Raw genomic sequence first — 13,222 nt, 5'->3', positions numbered from 1 at the left:
ACTCCGCCACGGCCATGCCCGCGTCGGCCTGCTTGATAAACCCGATGATCTGCTCGGTGCTGAATCTGTTCTTCTTCATGTCCGTCCTCTTGGGGTCACGGACTTTATAGCTTCAGCTGGTACGGCTCAGTGGGGGCAGGTCACGAACAGTGATCGATGAAATGCCGCTTTCCCACAGCACTCGGACTGCTCGAACTTTAGATCAAGTACAAGCAGTCCGGTAACTGGGTAACGCGTCATACCTTGGCTTGAGTTGCTAAGGTAGCTGATGCGTGCCGCATACCCCACCACTCACCGATACGGCCCCGGCCCACGCCACACCGGCTCGCCCTGCTTGTAGACCTCCATCATGTTGATGACCTCGCGGGCATCGCCGATGTCTTTGAGTTCCGGCGAGTCCGGTGGCAGCAGGCGGCACTTGCTGGAGCCGCGCTTGAGGGCGACTTCCAGTGGGCAGACCATGCGGTACTGGGTGCCGGGCAGGATGATGGCGAGTTCCTTCATGCCCTGGTCGCGCCAGTTGCGTAGCTGGGTTTCGCTGCGCACTTCGTAATAGACCTGGTAGCCGCCCACATCCATGCTGGGTTGGGCGTTGTTGCGGTCGCGGCGGCGGCCTTCGCTGATGGTGGGCGTGTTGGACATGCCGTCTTCGGCGGCATCGGCTTCTTCTTCGAGCATGCCCGGTGGGCGGCCGGTCCAGGTCTGCGGACGGCGCTGCGGCGGCGATGAGGGTTCTGCCGGCGGTTGCGGTGGCGTGGGGCGCTGCACCGGCTGTGTCTGGCGCTGCTCGACCAGGCCACCGCGTCGTGTGTTGCCTGCGGGCGGCACCGGGTTCTTGGCGTTCTTGACCAGGGTGGACTGGACCGGCGAGGCGGCCGGTGGCGGCTGCACCGGGGCGGGCTTGGCCGACGGCGGTGTCGGTGTCGGGGAGGGCGTGGGTTGCTCGGGCTCGGCGGTGTCGCCGACGAAGTCGACCTTGGTGCGGCCACCGCTGGCCGAGCCTTGCGGCGGCGTCATGGTGGGCGTGGACGCCGACAGCAGGATCAGCAGCATCAGCACATGCAGCAACGCGCTGATCAGCGCGGCGATCCACGGCTCGATGCGTTCGATCAGCGGTTCGCTGCGGGGCAGCCAGTCGCTAGGCTCCAGATGCACGTGCAGCAGCTGCAGCGCGTCGCCGCGCACGCGGTAGACCAGCACGTAGGGCGTCTGCTTGACCACCCACTCGCGGGTGCCGGCGACCCGGCCGGCGCGGCCACGGCCGGGTTGCTCGGCCAGGGTGCGGGTGGCTTCCAGCACCTGCCGCGCCATCGCGGCGGCGGCGGTCGGGTTGAGCGCGTGGTAGTGATCCTGGGCGTATGCAAGCTGCTTGGCGGCCGGGACGGTCCAGTCACGCCGCAACATCAACGCCCCATTTGGCGAACAGTGCCGTCACCTGTGCCGGCGCGGCAAAGGCACCCTGGTCCGCCGCCGCGATCCCGTCCTGCACCGCCGCCTGGAAGCCGGCGGCGTCCACGACGCGGGACACGTCCTCCCATCCAGCTGCTTCGGGCAGCGTGTCGATCAGGGCGTGGGCGTGTTGCTTGATGGCAGACATGGCACTGCAGTGGGGGAACTCTGCGCACAAGTCTACCGCCGCCGCCGGTGTTCGCGTGTGGCAATGGGCGCGGCGCGCAGCCGCGTTCACTGGCGGTGCTGTGAGTGCGGCCAGGGCCGGTGGCAGGTGGTGACTTTCCAGCAGCCGTGCGCAGCTGCCGCGCGGTGCGCGACGTGACGCCTGGCATCTTGTTTCCGCCGGTGGCTGGTTTCATCCTGCGGCGGTCACCTCAGCCGCAAGAAACCACCATGCCCGCTGCTGCCATTGCACCGCTGACGCCTTATCTGTCGATGGCGGCGATTGCCTTTCTCTACTACCGGCGCATCCGGCGCAGCTTCGGCCGCCAGCAATGGAAGCCGGTCGGCACGGCGCTGCGCATGGCGGTGCTGGTTCTCGCCACTGCAGCGCTGGCGTTTGCGGCCTACGGCTTGCCGAATGTCGCGCCAGGGGTTGCGGCGGGCGGGCTGGCAGGCATCGGGCTGGGCATGCTGTCGCTGCGCTACACGCATGCCGAATGGGCGGACGGCCGTGGCTGGTACACACCCAATCCGTGGATCGGCGGCGCCTTGATGCTGGTGCTGCTTGGGCGGCTGGCCTGGCGCTGGGCCACTGGTGCGTTCAATGCGGGCGCGGCGGCGGCCGGGTCGCAGGCCAGCCCGCTGACGCTGGGCATTGCCGCAGCGCTGGTGTTGTACTCGCTGGCGCACATCGGCGGGCTGTGGTGGCGGTTGCGCCAGTTGCGGCGGCAGGCGCAGCCGGGTGCGACCCCGCCCACGCGGCCGTGAGGGTGGGCGGGCGCCGCTGACGCTTGCTGGACCGGCAACCGCACCCGCGCGGCATCACACCTGCGAGCGAACCGGAATGACCAGCTTCTCGGCCAGCTTCTGCCGCAGCGGGCGGGCGCGCCAGCGTTCCAGCGTATACAGCTCGGCCTGCTGCAGGTCGCGCTCGAAGACCTCGGTCATACGCGCGGCCAGCGTGGCGTCGTAGACATTCAGGCTGGCCTCGTCGTTGAGGCGGAACGAGCGGATGTCGAAGTTGGTCGAGCCCACCGAGACCAGCAGGCCATCGATGATCAGCAGCTTGGTGTGCAGCATGGTGGGCAGGTATTCGTGGATGGCGATGCCGGCCTGCAGCAACGGTTCCCAACTGGCCTTGGAGGCCAGCCGCACCGAAATCGCATCGATATGCTTGCCGGGCAGCAGCACGCGAATGCGTACGCCACGCGCGCGCGCTTCCAGCAACGAGCGGGTGATCAGCGCATCGGGCACGAAGTAAGCAGCCGCCAGGTCGATGGAGGTGCGCGCTGCGGCGATGGCGATCAGATACATCAGGTGCATGCTCTCGCTGCCACCGGCCGGCGAGGCCACGAACAGCTGCGCGTCGCTGTCGCCGGCCGGCGATAGCGCGGGGTAGTACTCGGCGCCATTGAGCACCCGGCCGGTGCTCTTGATCCAGTTGTCGTTGAAGGCGGCCTGCACCTGCGCCACCACCGGGCCTTCGATGCGGTAATGCGAGTCGCGCCAGTGCTCCGGGTCCTGCGCATCGCCCATCCACTGATCGGCCACGCCCACGCCGCCGGTAAAGCCGATGCGGCCATCGATCACCAGTAACTTGCGATGGGTGCGGTTGTTGACCCGGTGCAGGTTGTACCAGGTGAGTGGACGATAGCGATGCACTTCCACGCCGGCGTCGGTCATGTTCTCCACCAGCGACGGGTCCATCTTCAAACTGCCGCCCCAGTCGATGGTGACGCGCACCTTGACGCCGGCCCGCGCGCGCTCGGACAGCGCCTGGCTGAACTCGCGGCCGATCTCGCCGGACCAATAGATGTAGGTTTCGAAGGTGATGGTGTGCTGCGCGCTGCCGATGGCCGCCAGCATCGCCGGAAAAATCTCGCGCCCGTTCTGCAGCACCTCGATCTTGTTGCCGGGCAGGATCGCCGGGCCCAGCAACACCGACATCTCGCGTTTGAACTGCGGGTCGGACACGTCGTAGCAATGGCTCGGGATGTGTTCGAGCTTTTTCTCAGGTGTGGCGAAATTGAGCGCCACCAGGCCGATCACCAACGCGCCGATGATCGTGCCCACGATGATCCATAGCATGCATCCAGCTCCTGTTCCCCTGCCATCAACGGCCCCGAGCGGCCAGGATTCTGGCAAGGGCGGCGGCATGGGAGTTGTGAAGGGTGGACGGCTTGCCGGGCCTGCCGCGCGTTGCTCTGGAGGTTGCCGGCTTGTCCCGCCCGCTAGCTCAACGCGGGCGTATCAGGAACGTTGCTGGCACATGCGCGGTGAGCCACACGCCGTTATCGGCCTGGAAAAACTGCAGCCCATCGCGGTACATGCGGCCGGCCTCCACCTGCAGGACGACCGGCGCGCCGTACCGCTGCCCGACCGATGCGGCCGTTTGCATGTTGTCGGACAGATGCACGTGGTGGCGCTGGCCGGGGCGCAATCCTTCGGCCATGATCGCGTCGAGAAACCGCGTGGCCGTGCCGTGATACAGCACCTCGGGCGGCAGCTTGGCCTCCAGCTGCAGGGCGACGGTGGGCGTGGAGTGGCCCTGCACTGCACGGATGCGCCGCCCATCGTCAGAAAGCGCAAACCGTTGCTTGTCGCTGCCGGCGACCACCGCTTGAATCAACGCCAGATCAAGCGTGGTGCCGTTGGCCTTGGCGCCGGCGATCAACGCATCGATCTCGGCCCAGCCCTGCGCGTCGAGCGTCAGTCCGATGGCGTGAGGGTCGTGGCGCAATACGAAGCTGAGGAACTTGCTGATCTCGGTATGGTGCTTGCTCATGGTGCAGCGCGCGAAGCGTCCTTGTTGCGGCGAGTGATGCCGGCAATATTGACGCATGCGCGTCGCCAACGGGCGCCACTGCTCCGGAGTGACTGCGCGACGCCACCGTGGCTGCCATCATCCAGCGGCCGCCGGGTTATCGGTGGAAAACGCCAGCTCGCGTTGGACGTCGAGCGCGGCCAGCCGCGTGGTCAATGCATCGCGGATGGCGTGGTACGCGCTGCCGCCCATGACCAGGCGAAACGGCGGGGGCGATTGTTCGGTGCAGGCGATCATCGCCGCGACCATCCGCTCCGGGTCGCCGACGATGACCCAGCTGCCGTCGTCCAGCGCGCGGCTGAGGGCGTCGACCGGCGTGCCGGCGTAGTCGGATGGCAAATCGATCCTGACCAGTGCGGCGCCGAAATTGGTGCGTGCCGGCCCAGGTTCGGCCAGGGTGAAGTGGATCCCGAAGCCGGCCACTTCCTGCGCGACGGCTTCGACAAAGCCTTCGATGCCCCATTTGCTGGCGTGGTACAGGCTGAAACCGGGGTAGGCGATCTGGCCGCCCTCGGACGACACCTGCACCACGTGCCCGCCACCCTGACGACGCAGCTGCGGCAGCGCGGCCTGGATCAGTGTGATCGAGCCGATGAGGTTGGTGTCGATGACCGCGCGCACCTGCGCATCGGTGGCGGCCTCGGCCGCACCGAGCGTGCCGTAGCCTGCGTTGCTGATCAGCACGTCGATCCTGCCCAGGGTCTGGAAGGCCTGGGCCACGACGTCGCGCACTGCTGTGCTGTCGCGCAGATCCAGTTGCAGGACGGTCAACGCGTTGCCGTGCGTGGCCTGCAGATCGGCCAGCGCATCCGCGCGCCGCACCGTGGCCGCGACGCGATCGCCGCGCGCCAGCAAGGTTTCGACCAGGCCGCGGCCGAAGCCGGAGGAGGCGCCTGTGATCAGCCAGGTTCTGGACATGGGGGTTGCCTTTGCGTTGGGAAGAGAAACCACCTTAGGTGCAGGGAATTGATGGGTCTATGCCATAGAATTCGAATGAGTTGATGCGTTTTCACCACTAATGCCCAAGCCCACATTCAATGATCTGGCCGCGTTTACGAGCGTGGCGGTGCATCGCAGCTTTCGGCGTGCGGCCACCGAGCTGGGGCTGGCGCCGTCCTCGCTCAGCCACCTGATCAGCGCGTTGGAGCGCAACCTCGGCGTGCGCCTGTTGCATCGGACCACGCGCAGCGTGTCGTTGACCGAAGCCGGCGAACGGCTGTACGCCAAGCTGGTGCCGGCATTGCAGGACGTCGAGCATGCGCTGGGCGAACTGGACGCCTTCCGCAGCGGGCCCACCGGTACGGTGCGCATCAATGCACCGGACGTGGTGGTGCGGCTGTTGTTGCAGCAGGTGGTGCCGGAGGTGCTGGCGCGGCATCCGGCGCTGTCGGTGGACCTGGTCAGCGAAGGGCGCCTGGTGGACATCGTGGCGGCCGGCTTCGATGCCGGCATCCGTCTGAGCGAATCGGTGCCGCAGGACATGATCGCGGTGCCCTTTGGTGGCCAGACGCGTTTCATCGCGGTGGCCGCACCTGCGTATCTGCAGCGTGCCGGCTGCCCGGACGTACCGGACGATCTGCATCGCCACGCCTGCATCCGGCATCGCATGCCCAGCGGCAAGCTGTATCGCTGGGAGTTCGAGCGGCGCGGTCAGGAGGTGGTGATCGATGTGCCGGGGCGGCTGACGCTGGACCAGACTCAGACGATGAGCGAGGCCGCCGAAGCCGGCCTTGGCATCGCCTATGTGCCCGAGCATGCGGCGATGGCTGCGCTGGCGCGCGGCACGTTGGTGCGCGTGCTGGAGCAGTGGTGCCCGGCGATTCCGGGACTGGTGCTGTATTACCCCGGGCATCGACAGATTCCGCCGGGCCTGCGTGCCTTTATCGAGACGCTCAAGCAGGTGTTGCCGTAGTCGTCGATGGGCATCCAATGCGGTCTCGACAATAACGGCCTGCGTTTTCGGCAATGCCGTCGCGGACGCACCCGTGCTGCCGCGCGGCTGGCTCCTTGCGAGACAGCAAATCGCTGGGCTGCACCGACGCCGAAAGCGGACTGAAGCAAAAAATGATCTCAGTGGACGTCGCTGTGGAGCGAGGCAAGCGAACGCTCCCGGTTGGCTGCCACCCGACCACAAACCGCACGGACTAGCCGCTTGCACGGCGCCTGCCTATGCGCCGAAATGCTTACATGCGTCACACCAGCAGGCACCTATACTCCCGGGGTGTCCACCACGAGGTTCCGTCTGCATGAGCGCACCCCCAACGTCCCCGATCGCCGCCGGTTCTGGCGCAGCCCCCGGTAGCCTTCGCCGTTCGGTGTCCAACACGCTCAAGGGCTCGGCCGGCAATCTGGTCGAGTGGTACGACGTCTACGTCTACTCGGTGTTTGCGGTCTATTTCGAATCGCAGTTCTTTTCCAAGGAAGACAAGAACGCCACCATGTTCGTGTGGGCGATCTTTGCGATGACCTTCCTGATGCGCCCGATCGGTGCGTGGTACTTCGGCCGCTTCGCCGACCGCTACGGCCGCCGTCTGGCGTTGACCATCTCGGTGTCGATGATGGCGCTGTGCTCGTTCGTCATCGCGATCACGCCCACGGTGTCCACGATCGGCATTGCCGCGCCGATCATCCTGCTGATGGCGCGGCTGTTGCAGGGCTTTGCCACCGGCGGCGAATACGGCACCAGCGCGACCTACATGTCGGAGGCGGCGATTCCCGGCCGGCGCGGGTTCCTGTCGTCGTTCCATTACGTCACGCTGGTCGGCGGGCATGTGCTGGCGCAGGCCACGTTGCTGGTGATGCTGCATTTCTTCGACGCCCCGCAGGTGTCTGCATGGGGCTGGCGCGTGGCGTTCGGCCTGGGCGGCATCGGCGCGCTGGTGGTGTTCTGGCTGCGCCGCACCATGGACGAGTCGCTGAGCTCCGAATCCATCGCCGATTCGCGCACCGGCAAGGCCAAGGCATCGGGCTCGATGCGCGAATTGTTCGTCAATCAGTGGCGCCCGCTGCTGCTGTGCTTCCTGATCACCGCCGGCGGCACGATCGCGTTCTACACCTATTCGGTGACCGGCCCGAAGATGATCCAGACCGCGTTTGCCGGTGGCGACGTGATGGCCGGCACCATCATCAACCTGGTCGCGCTGACGGTGTTGATGCTGATGCAGCCGGTCGGCGGTTGGCTGTCGGACATCGTTGGGCGCAAGACTCTGCTGGTGTTCTTCGGCATCGGCGGGGTGCTCTACACCTGGTTCCTGGTGACCGAGCTGCCCAAGCAGACCGACTGGCTGGCCGCGTTCGCGATCCTCACCGTGGGCTTTGTGATCCTGACCGGCTACACCTCGATCAATGCGGTGGTGAAGGCGGAACTGTTCCCCACCCATGTGCGCGCGCTGGGCGTGGGCCTGGGCTATGCGCTGGCCAATTCCGCGTTTGGTGGCACCGCGCCGTTGTTGTACCAGGCCTCGTTGAAGACTGGGCACGTGAGCGAGTTCGTGATCTACGCAACGGCGGTGATCGCGGTGTCGCTGGTGGTCTACATGTTCTTCCTGACCAACAAGGGCAGCAACTGGCTGGATGACGAAGCGGCGATGCGTCAGCGCAAGCGCTGATGGGTTGCGCGCGGGCCGAGCCATTCCCTTCTCCCTGCGGGAGGAGGGGCCCGAAGGGCGGATGAGGGAGCGCCTCAGGTAACTGGCATGCCAGCCCTGGTGAACCCGTCGCCACGCGCCGCTGAGGTGACGCATCGATGCTGCGCTCGTGCATTGCTGCACCGTCCCCTCATCCCAGCCCGCGCCAGCAGCGCGGGCGCTGCAAGGCATGCGCGCCAGTGGCGCGCAAGCACGGCCTCATCGCCCCGCAGGGAGGGCGGCTACAGGCGGCTGAGTACCGGGGTTTCCATGGGGGGCGCGCGGCGCCGCCACTGCAAATACGCTGTCACGCAGCCCGATCAAACCCAGCAGCGCGTCATCGCGATGCGTCTCCGCCGGCACCGTGCCAACGCGCGCAAGCGAGGCGTCCAGACGATCACGCAGCGCATCCGGCCCAGGCAACGGCCGCTGCTGCGCAATCTGCTGCCGGTAGTGCGCCGCAACCTCGCACAGGATCACGTCCACCGCATCCTTACTGGTCTGCGGCAAACCATGTCGCGCGCTGCGCAGTTGCAGGATGTTCAAGCCCACACGCACCTCGTTGAGCATATCCACCGAGGCCAGATCGCTGCCTTCCGGCGTCAATGCCAGCCGTGGTGCGAGCAGGCCCAGCAGATCCAGCATGCGCGCGGCAAAGTGCTGGCGATCCTGCATGCCGTGGCCTTCGGCGGCATCGGCCAGTGTGCGCCAGCCCTGGCGCACCAACCGGCGCGCGCTCCATTCGGCACCGACCGAGCGAAACAGCCGCGTCAGCACCACCGCAAATCCAATGCCCACCACCATCGCCACCGCTGCATTGACGAAGCTCTGGATGTTGGCGTTGTAGGTGTTCTGCAAACTCAGCAACGCGGTGAGATTCACCACCAGCGGCAGTGCGATCAGCATGGTCTTGGGGCGGTGTAGCAATGCGCCGATCGGCAGGAACACCGCCGCCAGCACCACGACCAGCAGCGGGAAATCGTGGATGGCCGGGAAGATGCCGAACAGATAGATGCCGGCGACCACGCTGGCCACCACCGCCCAGGTCAGGAACGACAGCATGCTTGGCGCCGGGTCGTCCTGCGCGGCGAAGAACGCGGCAGTGACCGCAGCCATCATCGCGCCGTTGCCGCCGCCTTCCCAACCGATGCCGATCCACAGCACGCAGTACGCCATCAGGGCGAAACCCGCGCTCAGCGCGGAAAACGCGGCCATGCCGAGATCAAAATGGCGGGTGGTACTCGCAGGCGCATCGGTTGTCTGGGGTCGTGACCCGACGAGACCTTGCAGAAGCGTGGACTGCATGCGCGAACGTGCAGCGGATTCTTCCAGCGCCTGGTCGACCTGTGTGGATGACGCCGCCGTTGCAGCATCGCGTTGTGACCAACCCAGGCGCTGCAGCAACGACGACTGCGTGCGCGAACGCGGGGCGCGCGCCTCAGTTCGCTCGGGTGATCCCGCGGTTGCAGGTTGTATCGCGACCGCGGGCGAGGCACGCAGCGCAGGCGTCGCCGCACCTTGCACCAAGGCCTGCTGCAGCACGCGGCAGTCCTGCCAGAGATCAAGCAACGCTTCCAGCCGCAGCAGCAGGCTCGCCAGCAGCAGATGCTCGATGTCCTGATCGACCACCGGGCGCAGTGCGGCGATGCGTGCATGCAAGGCGTCGACGTCCGCATCGCTGCGTGCATCCTCGCCCCGATCCACCCAGGCCGCGACGTCCTCCAGCAGCGTGGCCGTTTCAATCGGCAACGCAGACCCATCGCGCTGCAACCCATCCAGCCGATCTGCAATCGACGACAGCACCGGCAATAGCATCAGCATGCGTGCGTGCAGCTGTTCCAGCGCGGGGACGGCACCGGCATGGCGCGGGTCGTCGTGGCGCACGAAGGCGATCAAGGCTTCGAATTGCACCAGGTCGGCGGCCAGCCGATTGCGCGGTGCCTGCGATGGACCGCGCTGCAACACCTGCCGACACCATTCCGCCGCGTCCTGCATCCAGTTGCCGATGCGCGCGGTGAGCATCGGCTTGACCGAGGCGGGAAACACCAGCGCGGCGAACAACACCGCCATCACCGTGCCGAGAATGATCTCCTCGCTGCGGGCCACCACGGTGTCGAAGATGCCTTCGGGCGCTGTGACCGCAGGAAAACCAATGAACGCGGTGGTATAGCCGGCCAACAAGAACGCATAACCGCGCGGGCCGCGATTGAGCAGCGCCAGGAACAGGCAGGCCGACAGCCACAACGCCATCGCCGCGCTCAGCAACAGCGGCGTCTCCACCAGCTTCGGCAACATCACCAGGGTCGCCGCGCCGGCCAGCAAGGTGCCGAGCACGCGGTACACGCCCTTGGCGCGGGTGGGACCGAGCAACGGCTGCGAGACGATATAGACCGTGGCCATCGCCCAGTACGGTCGCGACAGATTACCGGCCAGCCCCACGTACAACGCCGCAATCGACGCGGCGAAGGTCTTGGCCGAAAACAGCCAGGCCTGGCGGTCGCGCAGCAGCGCACTCATCGCGCGGCCGTCGGGTCGGTGTGGTCGGCCGTGGTTTCCCAACCGCCACCCAACGCCAGGAACAGCTGCAGTTGATCCTGCGAGACCTGCGCCTGCGCATTGGCCAGCGTCATGTCGGCGGTGGCCAGTGTGCGCTCGGCATCCAGGCTGGACAGATACGGCGTGCGCCCGCCTTGATACAGGCGCCGGTTCTGCGCCGACGCCAGGTCGGCCTGTTGCTGCGCCTGTTCCAGCAGATGCAGGCGGTCCAGATCCTGCGCGTAACGCGACAGCGTGGTCTGCACCTCGCGCAAGGCCTGCAGCACGGTGTGGTCGAACTGCGCCAGCGCCGCGTCGGCGCCGGCTTCGGTGGCGCGGATGCGTGCACGGGCACCGCTGGAGGGCAGCGTCCACGAAATCAGCGGGCCGAACGACCAGGCATGCGTAGCCTGCTCGCCGAAATCGGCCAGCAGGCCGGTGGCACCGATCGAACCGCCCAGACGGATCTCCGGATACAACTCGGCAGTGGCCACGCCGATGCGTGCGGTGGCTGCCGCCAGCCGACGTTCGGCCTGGCGCACATCCGGGCGACGCGCCAGCAGCGCGCGGCCATCGCCGATCGGAATCGGTTGCTGCAAGGCCGGCGCATGCGCACAGCTGTCCACGCCGGCCGGCACCTCGCCGGGCGTCTTGCCGAGCAGCGCAGCCAGTTGGTAACCGGCCGCCTGGCGACGCGCCCGCAGCGGCGGCAGCGCCGCTTCCAGCATCGCCACCTGCGCGGTGGCGCGGGCCAGATCCGGTGGCGTGCCGCGTCCGGCGGCGATCAAGCGTTGGGTGATCTCGCGGCTGCGCTGCTGCAATTGCAACGACTGCTCGGCCACATGCAGCTCGTGGTTGGCGTGGCAGATCTCCACATAGCTGCCGGCGACCTGCGCGGCCACGTTGACGCGGGCCAGATCGATTGCGGCCTGGGCGACTTGCGTATCGGCCTGCGCGGCCTCGGCACCACGTTGCAGCTTGCCGAACAGGTCGAATTGGTACGACACCCCGAACTTGCCATCGGCCAGGTTGAACACCGGCAGCTTTTCCTGCTGCAGGAACGCCTCGGCCGAGACCTGCGCGCGGCTGACGCCGGCCTCCACTTCGTAGTCGAAACCGCCCGCGTCCAGCGCCTGTTCGTACACCGCGGCGGCGCGGCGCAGGTTGGCACCGGCGACCTTCAACTCGACGTTGTCGCGCAAGGCCTGTTCGATCAAGCCATCCAGCATCGGGTCCTGATACAGCGCCCACCAGCGTGCCGGCAGCGGCGCGCCGGGGCGCACCTGGGCGTTGCCGGTGTCGAGAAACGCGGCGTTGGCGGCCGGGCGCTGGTAGGCCGAATCGTCCGGCACGGCGTAGTTCGGGCCGACCGTGCTGCACGCACTCAGCGCGACCAGCAGTGCGGCCAGGGACACAGGGCGTAACGCAGCGCGGTTCATGGCGCGGCCTTCGCCTGCACGCGGGCAGGCGCGCTGGCCGGAGCAGGGCGCACGGCGTCCGGCAGGATGGTCACCGTGGCGGTGCGCCCGGCGATCAGCTGCACGTGCGTGGGCACCTGGTCCAGCACGATGCGCACCGGGATGCGCTGCGCCAGCCGCACCCAGTCGAACGCCGGAGTGACATTGGGCAACGCGCCGGCGCTACCGCTGCGGTAACGGTCTTCGATACCAGCAGCGATGCTTTGCACATGCCCGTGCAGCGTGACCGGCTCGCCCATCAGGTGCACGTCCACGCGCTGGCCGGCATGCACGCCATGCAGGCGGGTCTCTTCGAAATAGCCATCGACGCGGAACGAACCGGTATCCAGCACCGCCACCACCGGGCGCCCGGCGCTGACGTAATCGCCCACGCGCACGGTGCGGTCGCTGACATGGCCATCGGCGGGGCTGCGCACTTGCGTACGGTCCAGATTGAGCTGGGCCAGGTCCACCGCCGATTGCGCAGTGGCCACGGCGGCCTGCGCCTTTTGCACATTGGAGCGGCGCACCTCGGCATCCTCGGCGGCGACCAGGTCCTGCAGGCTGCGGTCGCGTGCGATCTCGCGGCGCAACTGGCTCAACGTGGCCTGGCGCTCGGCCAGCGCGGCGCGCGCCTGTTCCAGTGCGATCGCATAGCGCGCGCGGTCCACCACGAACAGCAGCTGGCCGCGCGTGACCGCCTGGTTGTCGTCCACCGCCACCGATTCCACCAGCCCGGACACATCCGGCGCCACCTGCACCACATCGGCGCCCACGTGCGCATCGCGCGTCCACGGCGCCTCCATGTAGTAACGCCACAGGTGCTGCAGTACCACGGCAGCCACCACCACCATCGCCAGGGTCAGCAGCGCCGGCCCCGCGGTCTTGATCAGCTTTTTCACGATTGCATCCAACGGGTAAGGAAAAACAGGCCGCCCAGCAGCGCGATGTACAGCGCCAGGTTGAACAGCGCCGGGTGCCAGATGTGGCGGTACGCGCCGGCGCGGGTCAGCAGCGCGCCGATGGTGCTGTTGAGCAGATAGGCCAGCGTCATCAACGCCAGCAAGGTGGGAACGAACACACCGTAGAGACTGAATTCGCCGTACATCGGGCACATCCTGGGTAAGAGAAAACAACGACGCCCGGCGCAGCGCAGCGCGCGCGTC

The 13,222-nt window shown here is 67.2% G+C and carries 12 protein-coding genes; 3 read left to right on the top strand and 9 right to left on the bottom strand.

Features of this window, described 5'->3' with window-relative positions; translation table 11 throughout:
• Positions 1–291: 291 nt before the first annotated feature.
• Both GGR61_RS20370 and GGR61_RS20365 read right to left on the bottom strand, forming a co-directional pair.
• Positions 292–1,404: a type II toxin-antitoxin system RelE/ParE family toxin gene (locus GGR61_RS20370; RefSeq protein ID WP_184408241.1), complete on the bottom strand. Its 1,113-nt coding sequence runs from the start codon at positions 1,402–1,404 to the stop codon at positions 292–294.
• Positions 1,391–1,597, bottom strand: coding sequence for a hypothetical protein (locus GGR61_RS20365; protein ID WP_184408240.1), 207 nt, complete (start codon positions 1,595–1,597; stop codon positions 1,391–1,393). The genes GGR61_RS20370 and GGR61_RS20365 overlap by 14 nt, the downstream gene beginning before the upstream one ends.
• A 248-nt stretch (positions 1,598–1,845) precedes the next feature.
• Here GGR61_RS20365 and GGR61_RS20360 point away from each other — a divergent pair, with 248 nt between their 5' ends.
• Complete coding sequence (locus tag GGR61_RS20360; protein ID WP_184623697.1) at positions 1,846–2,382, top strand: hypothetical protein; 537 nt, start codon at positions 1,846–1,848, stop codon at positions 2,380–2,382.
• Positions 2,383–2,436: 54 nt separating this feature from the next.
• Here the strand turns inward: GGR61_RS20360 and GGR61_RS20355 are convergent, their stop codons facing one another.
• The 3 genes from GGR61_RS20355 to GGR61_RS20345 form a co-directional block, all read right to left on the bottom strand.
• The gene (locus tag GGR61_RS20355) at positions 2,437–3,702 is read right to left on the bottom strand and encodes a phospholipase D-like domain-containing protein (RefSeq protein ID WP_184623695.1); all 1,266 of its coding nucleotides are present in this window, start codon (positions 3,700–3,702) and stop codon (positions 2,437–2,439) included.
• Positions 3,703–3,850: 148 nt separating this feature from the next.
• On the bottom strand, positions 3,851–4,399 hold the full coding sequence (locus GGR61_RS20350) for an RNA 2'-phosphotransferase (protein ID WP_184623693.1): 549 nt from the start codon (positions 4,397–4,399) through the stop codon (positions 3,851–3,853).
• A gap of 117 nt (positions 4,400–4,516) precedes the next feature.
• The gene (locus GGR61_RS20345) at positions 4,517–5,356 is read right to left on the bottom strand and encodes an SDR family oxidoreductase (protein WP_184623692.1); all 840 of its coding nucleotides are present in this window, start codon (positions 5,354–5,356) and stop codon (positions 4,517–4,519) included.
• A gap of 100 nt (positions 5,357–5,456) precedes the next feature.
• Between GGR61_RS20345 and GGR61_RS20340 the strand changes: the two genes are divergently transcribed.
• Together GGR61_RS20340 and GGR61_RS20335 are read left to right on the top strand one after the other, a co-directional pair.
• Positions 5,457–6,350: a LysR family transcriptional regulator gene (locus GGR61_RS20340; protein WP_184623690.1), complete on the top strand. Its 894-nt coding sequence runs from the start codon at positions 5,457–5,459 to the stop codon at positions 6,348–6,350.
• 334 nt (positions 6,351–6,684) lie between these two features.
• Positions 6,685–8,046, top strand: coding sequence for an MFS transporter (locus tag GGR61_RS20335; protein ID WP_184623688.1), 1,362 nt, complete (start codon positions 6,685–6,687; stop codon positions 8,044–8,046).
• 237 nt (positions 8,047–8,283) lie between these two features.
• Here GGR61_RS20335 and GGR61_RS20330 read toward each other — a convergent pair whose 3' ends face one another.
• The 4 genes from GGR61_RS20330 to GGR61_RS20315 are packed head-to-tail and all read right to left on the bottom strand — an operon-like array spanning position 8,284 to position 13,173.
• The gene (locus tag GGR61_RS20330) at positions 8,284–10,581 is read right to left on the bottom strand and encodes an FUSC family protein (RefSeq protein WP_184623686.1); all 2,298 of its coding nucleotides are present in this window, start codon (positions 10,579–10,581) and stop codon (positions 8,284–8,286) included.
• Positions 10,578–12,038, bottom strand: coding sequence for an efflux transporter outer membrane subunit (locus GGR61_RS20325; protein ID WP_184623684.1), 1,461 nt, complete (start codon positions 12,036–12,038; stop codon positions 10,578–10,580). Before GGR61_RS20325 ends, GGR61_RS20330 begins: the two co-directional genes overlap by 4 nt.
• The gene (locus GGR61_RS20320) at positions 12,035–12,958 is read right to left on the bottom strand and encodes an efflux RND transporter periplasmic adaptor subunit (RefSeq protein WP_184408231.1); all 924 of its coding nucleotides are present in this window, start codon (positions 12,956–12,958) and stop codon (positions 12,035–12,037) included. Before GGR61_RS20320 ends, GGR61_RS20325 begins: the two co-directional genes overlap by 4 nt.
• A complete protein-coding gene (locus tag GGR61_RS20315; RefSeq protein WP_184623682.1) occupies positions 12,955–13,173 on the bottom strand; it encodes a DUF1656 domain-containing protein in 219 nt (72 codons plus the stop codon). Before GGR61_RS20315 ends, GGR61_RS20320 begins: the two co-directional genes overlap by 4 nt.
• Positions 13,174–13,222: the final 49 nt, after the last annotated feature.

The sequence above is a fragment of the Xanthomonas sp. 3058 genome, assembly GCF_014199765.1.
Taxonomy (GTDB): Bacteria; Pseudomonadota; Gammaproteobacteria; order Xanthomonadales; family Xanthomonadaceae; genus Xanthomonas; species Xanthomonas campestris_B.
The sequence above is the reverse complement of the archived record's forward strand: the minus strand, read 5'-3'. Positions and strand labels throughout refer to the sequence as shown.

Excerpts from the sequence above, each read along its gene's own strand:
- GGR61_RS20365 (WP_184408240.1), bottom strand. The coding sequence starts at position 1,597 with ATGTCTGCCATCAAGCAACACGCCCACGCCCTGATCGACACGCTGCCC.
- GGR61_RS20355 (WP_184623695.1), bottom strand. The coding sequence starts at position 3,702 with ATGCTATGGATCATCGTGGGCACGATCATCGGCGCGTTGGTGATCGGC.
- GGR61_RS20335 (WP_184623688.1), top strand. The coding sequence starts at position 6,685 with ATGAGCGCACCCCCAACGTCCCCGATCGCCGCCGGTTCTGGCGCAGCC.
- GGR61_RS20350 (WP_184623693.1), bottom strand. The coding sequence starts at position 4,399 with ATGAGCAAGCACCATACCGAGATCAGCAAGTTCCTCAGCTTCGTATTG.
- GGR61_RS20340 (WP_184623690.1), top strand. The coding sequence starts at position 5,457 with ATGCCCAAGCCCACATTCAATGATCTGGCCGCGTTTACGAGCGTGGCG.
- GGR61_RS20325 (WP_184623684.1), bottom strand. The coding sequence starts at position 12,038 with ATGAACCGCGCTGCGTTACGCCCTGTGTCCCTGGCCGCACTGCTGGTC.
- GGR61_RS20360 (WP_184623697.1), top strand. The coding sequence starts at position 1,846 with ATGCCCGCTGCTGCCATTGCACCGCTGACGCCTTATCTGTCGATGGCG.
- GGR61_RS20330 (WP_184623686.1), bottom strand. The coding sequence starts at position 10,581 with ATGAGTGCGCTGCTGCGCGACCGCCAGGCCTGGCTGTTTTCGGCCAAG.
- GGR61_RS20345 (WP_184623692.1), bottom strand. The coding sequence starts at position 5,356 with ATGTCCAGAACCTGGCTGATCACAGGCGCCTCCTCCGGCTTCGGCCGC.
- GGR61_RS20315 (WP_184623682.1), bottom strand. The coding sequence starts at position 13,173 with ATGTGCCCGATGTACGGCGAATTCAGTCTCTACGGTGTGTTCGTTCCC.
- GGR61_RS20370 (WP_184408241.1), bottom strand. The coding sequence starts at position 1,404 with ATGTTGCGGCGTGACTGGACCGTCCCGGCCGCCAAGCAGCTTGCATAC.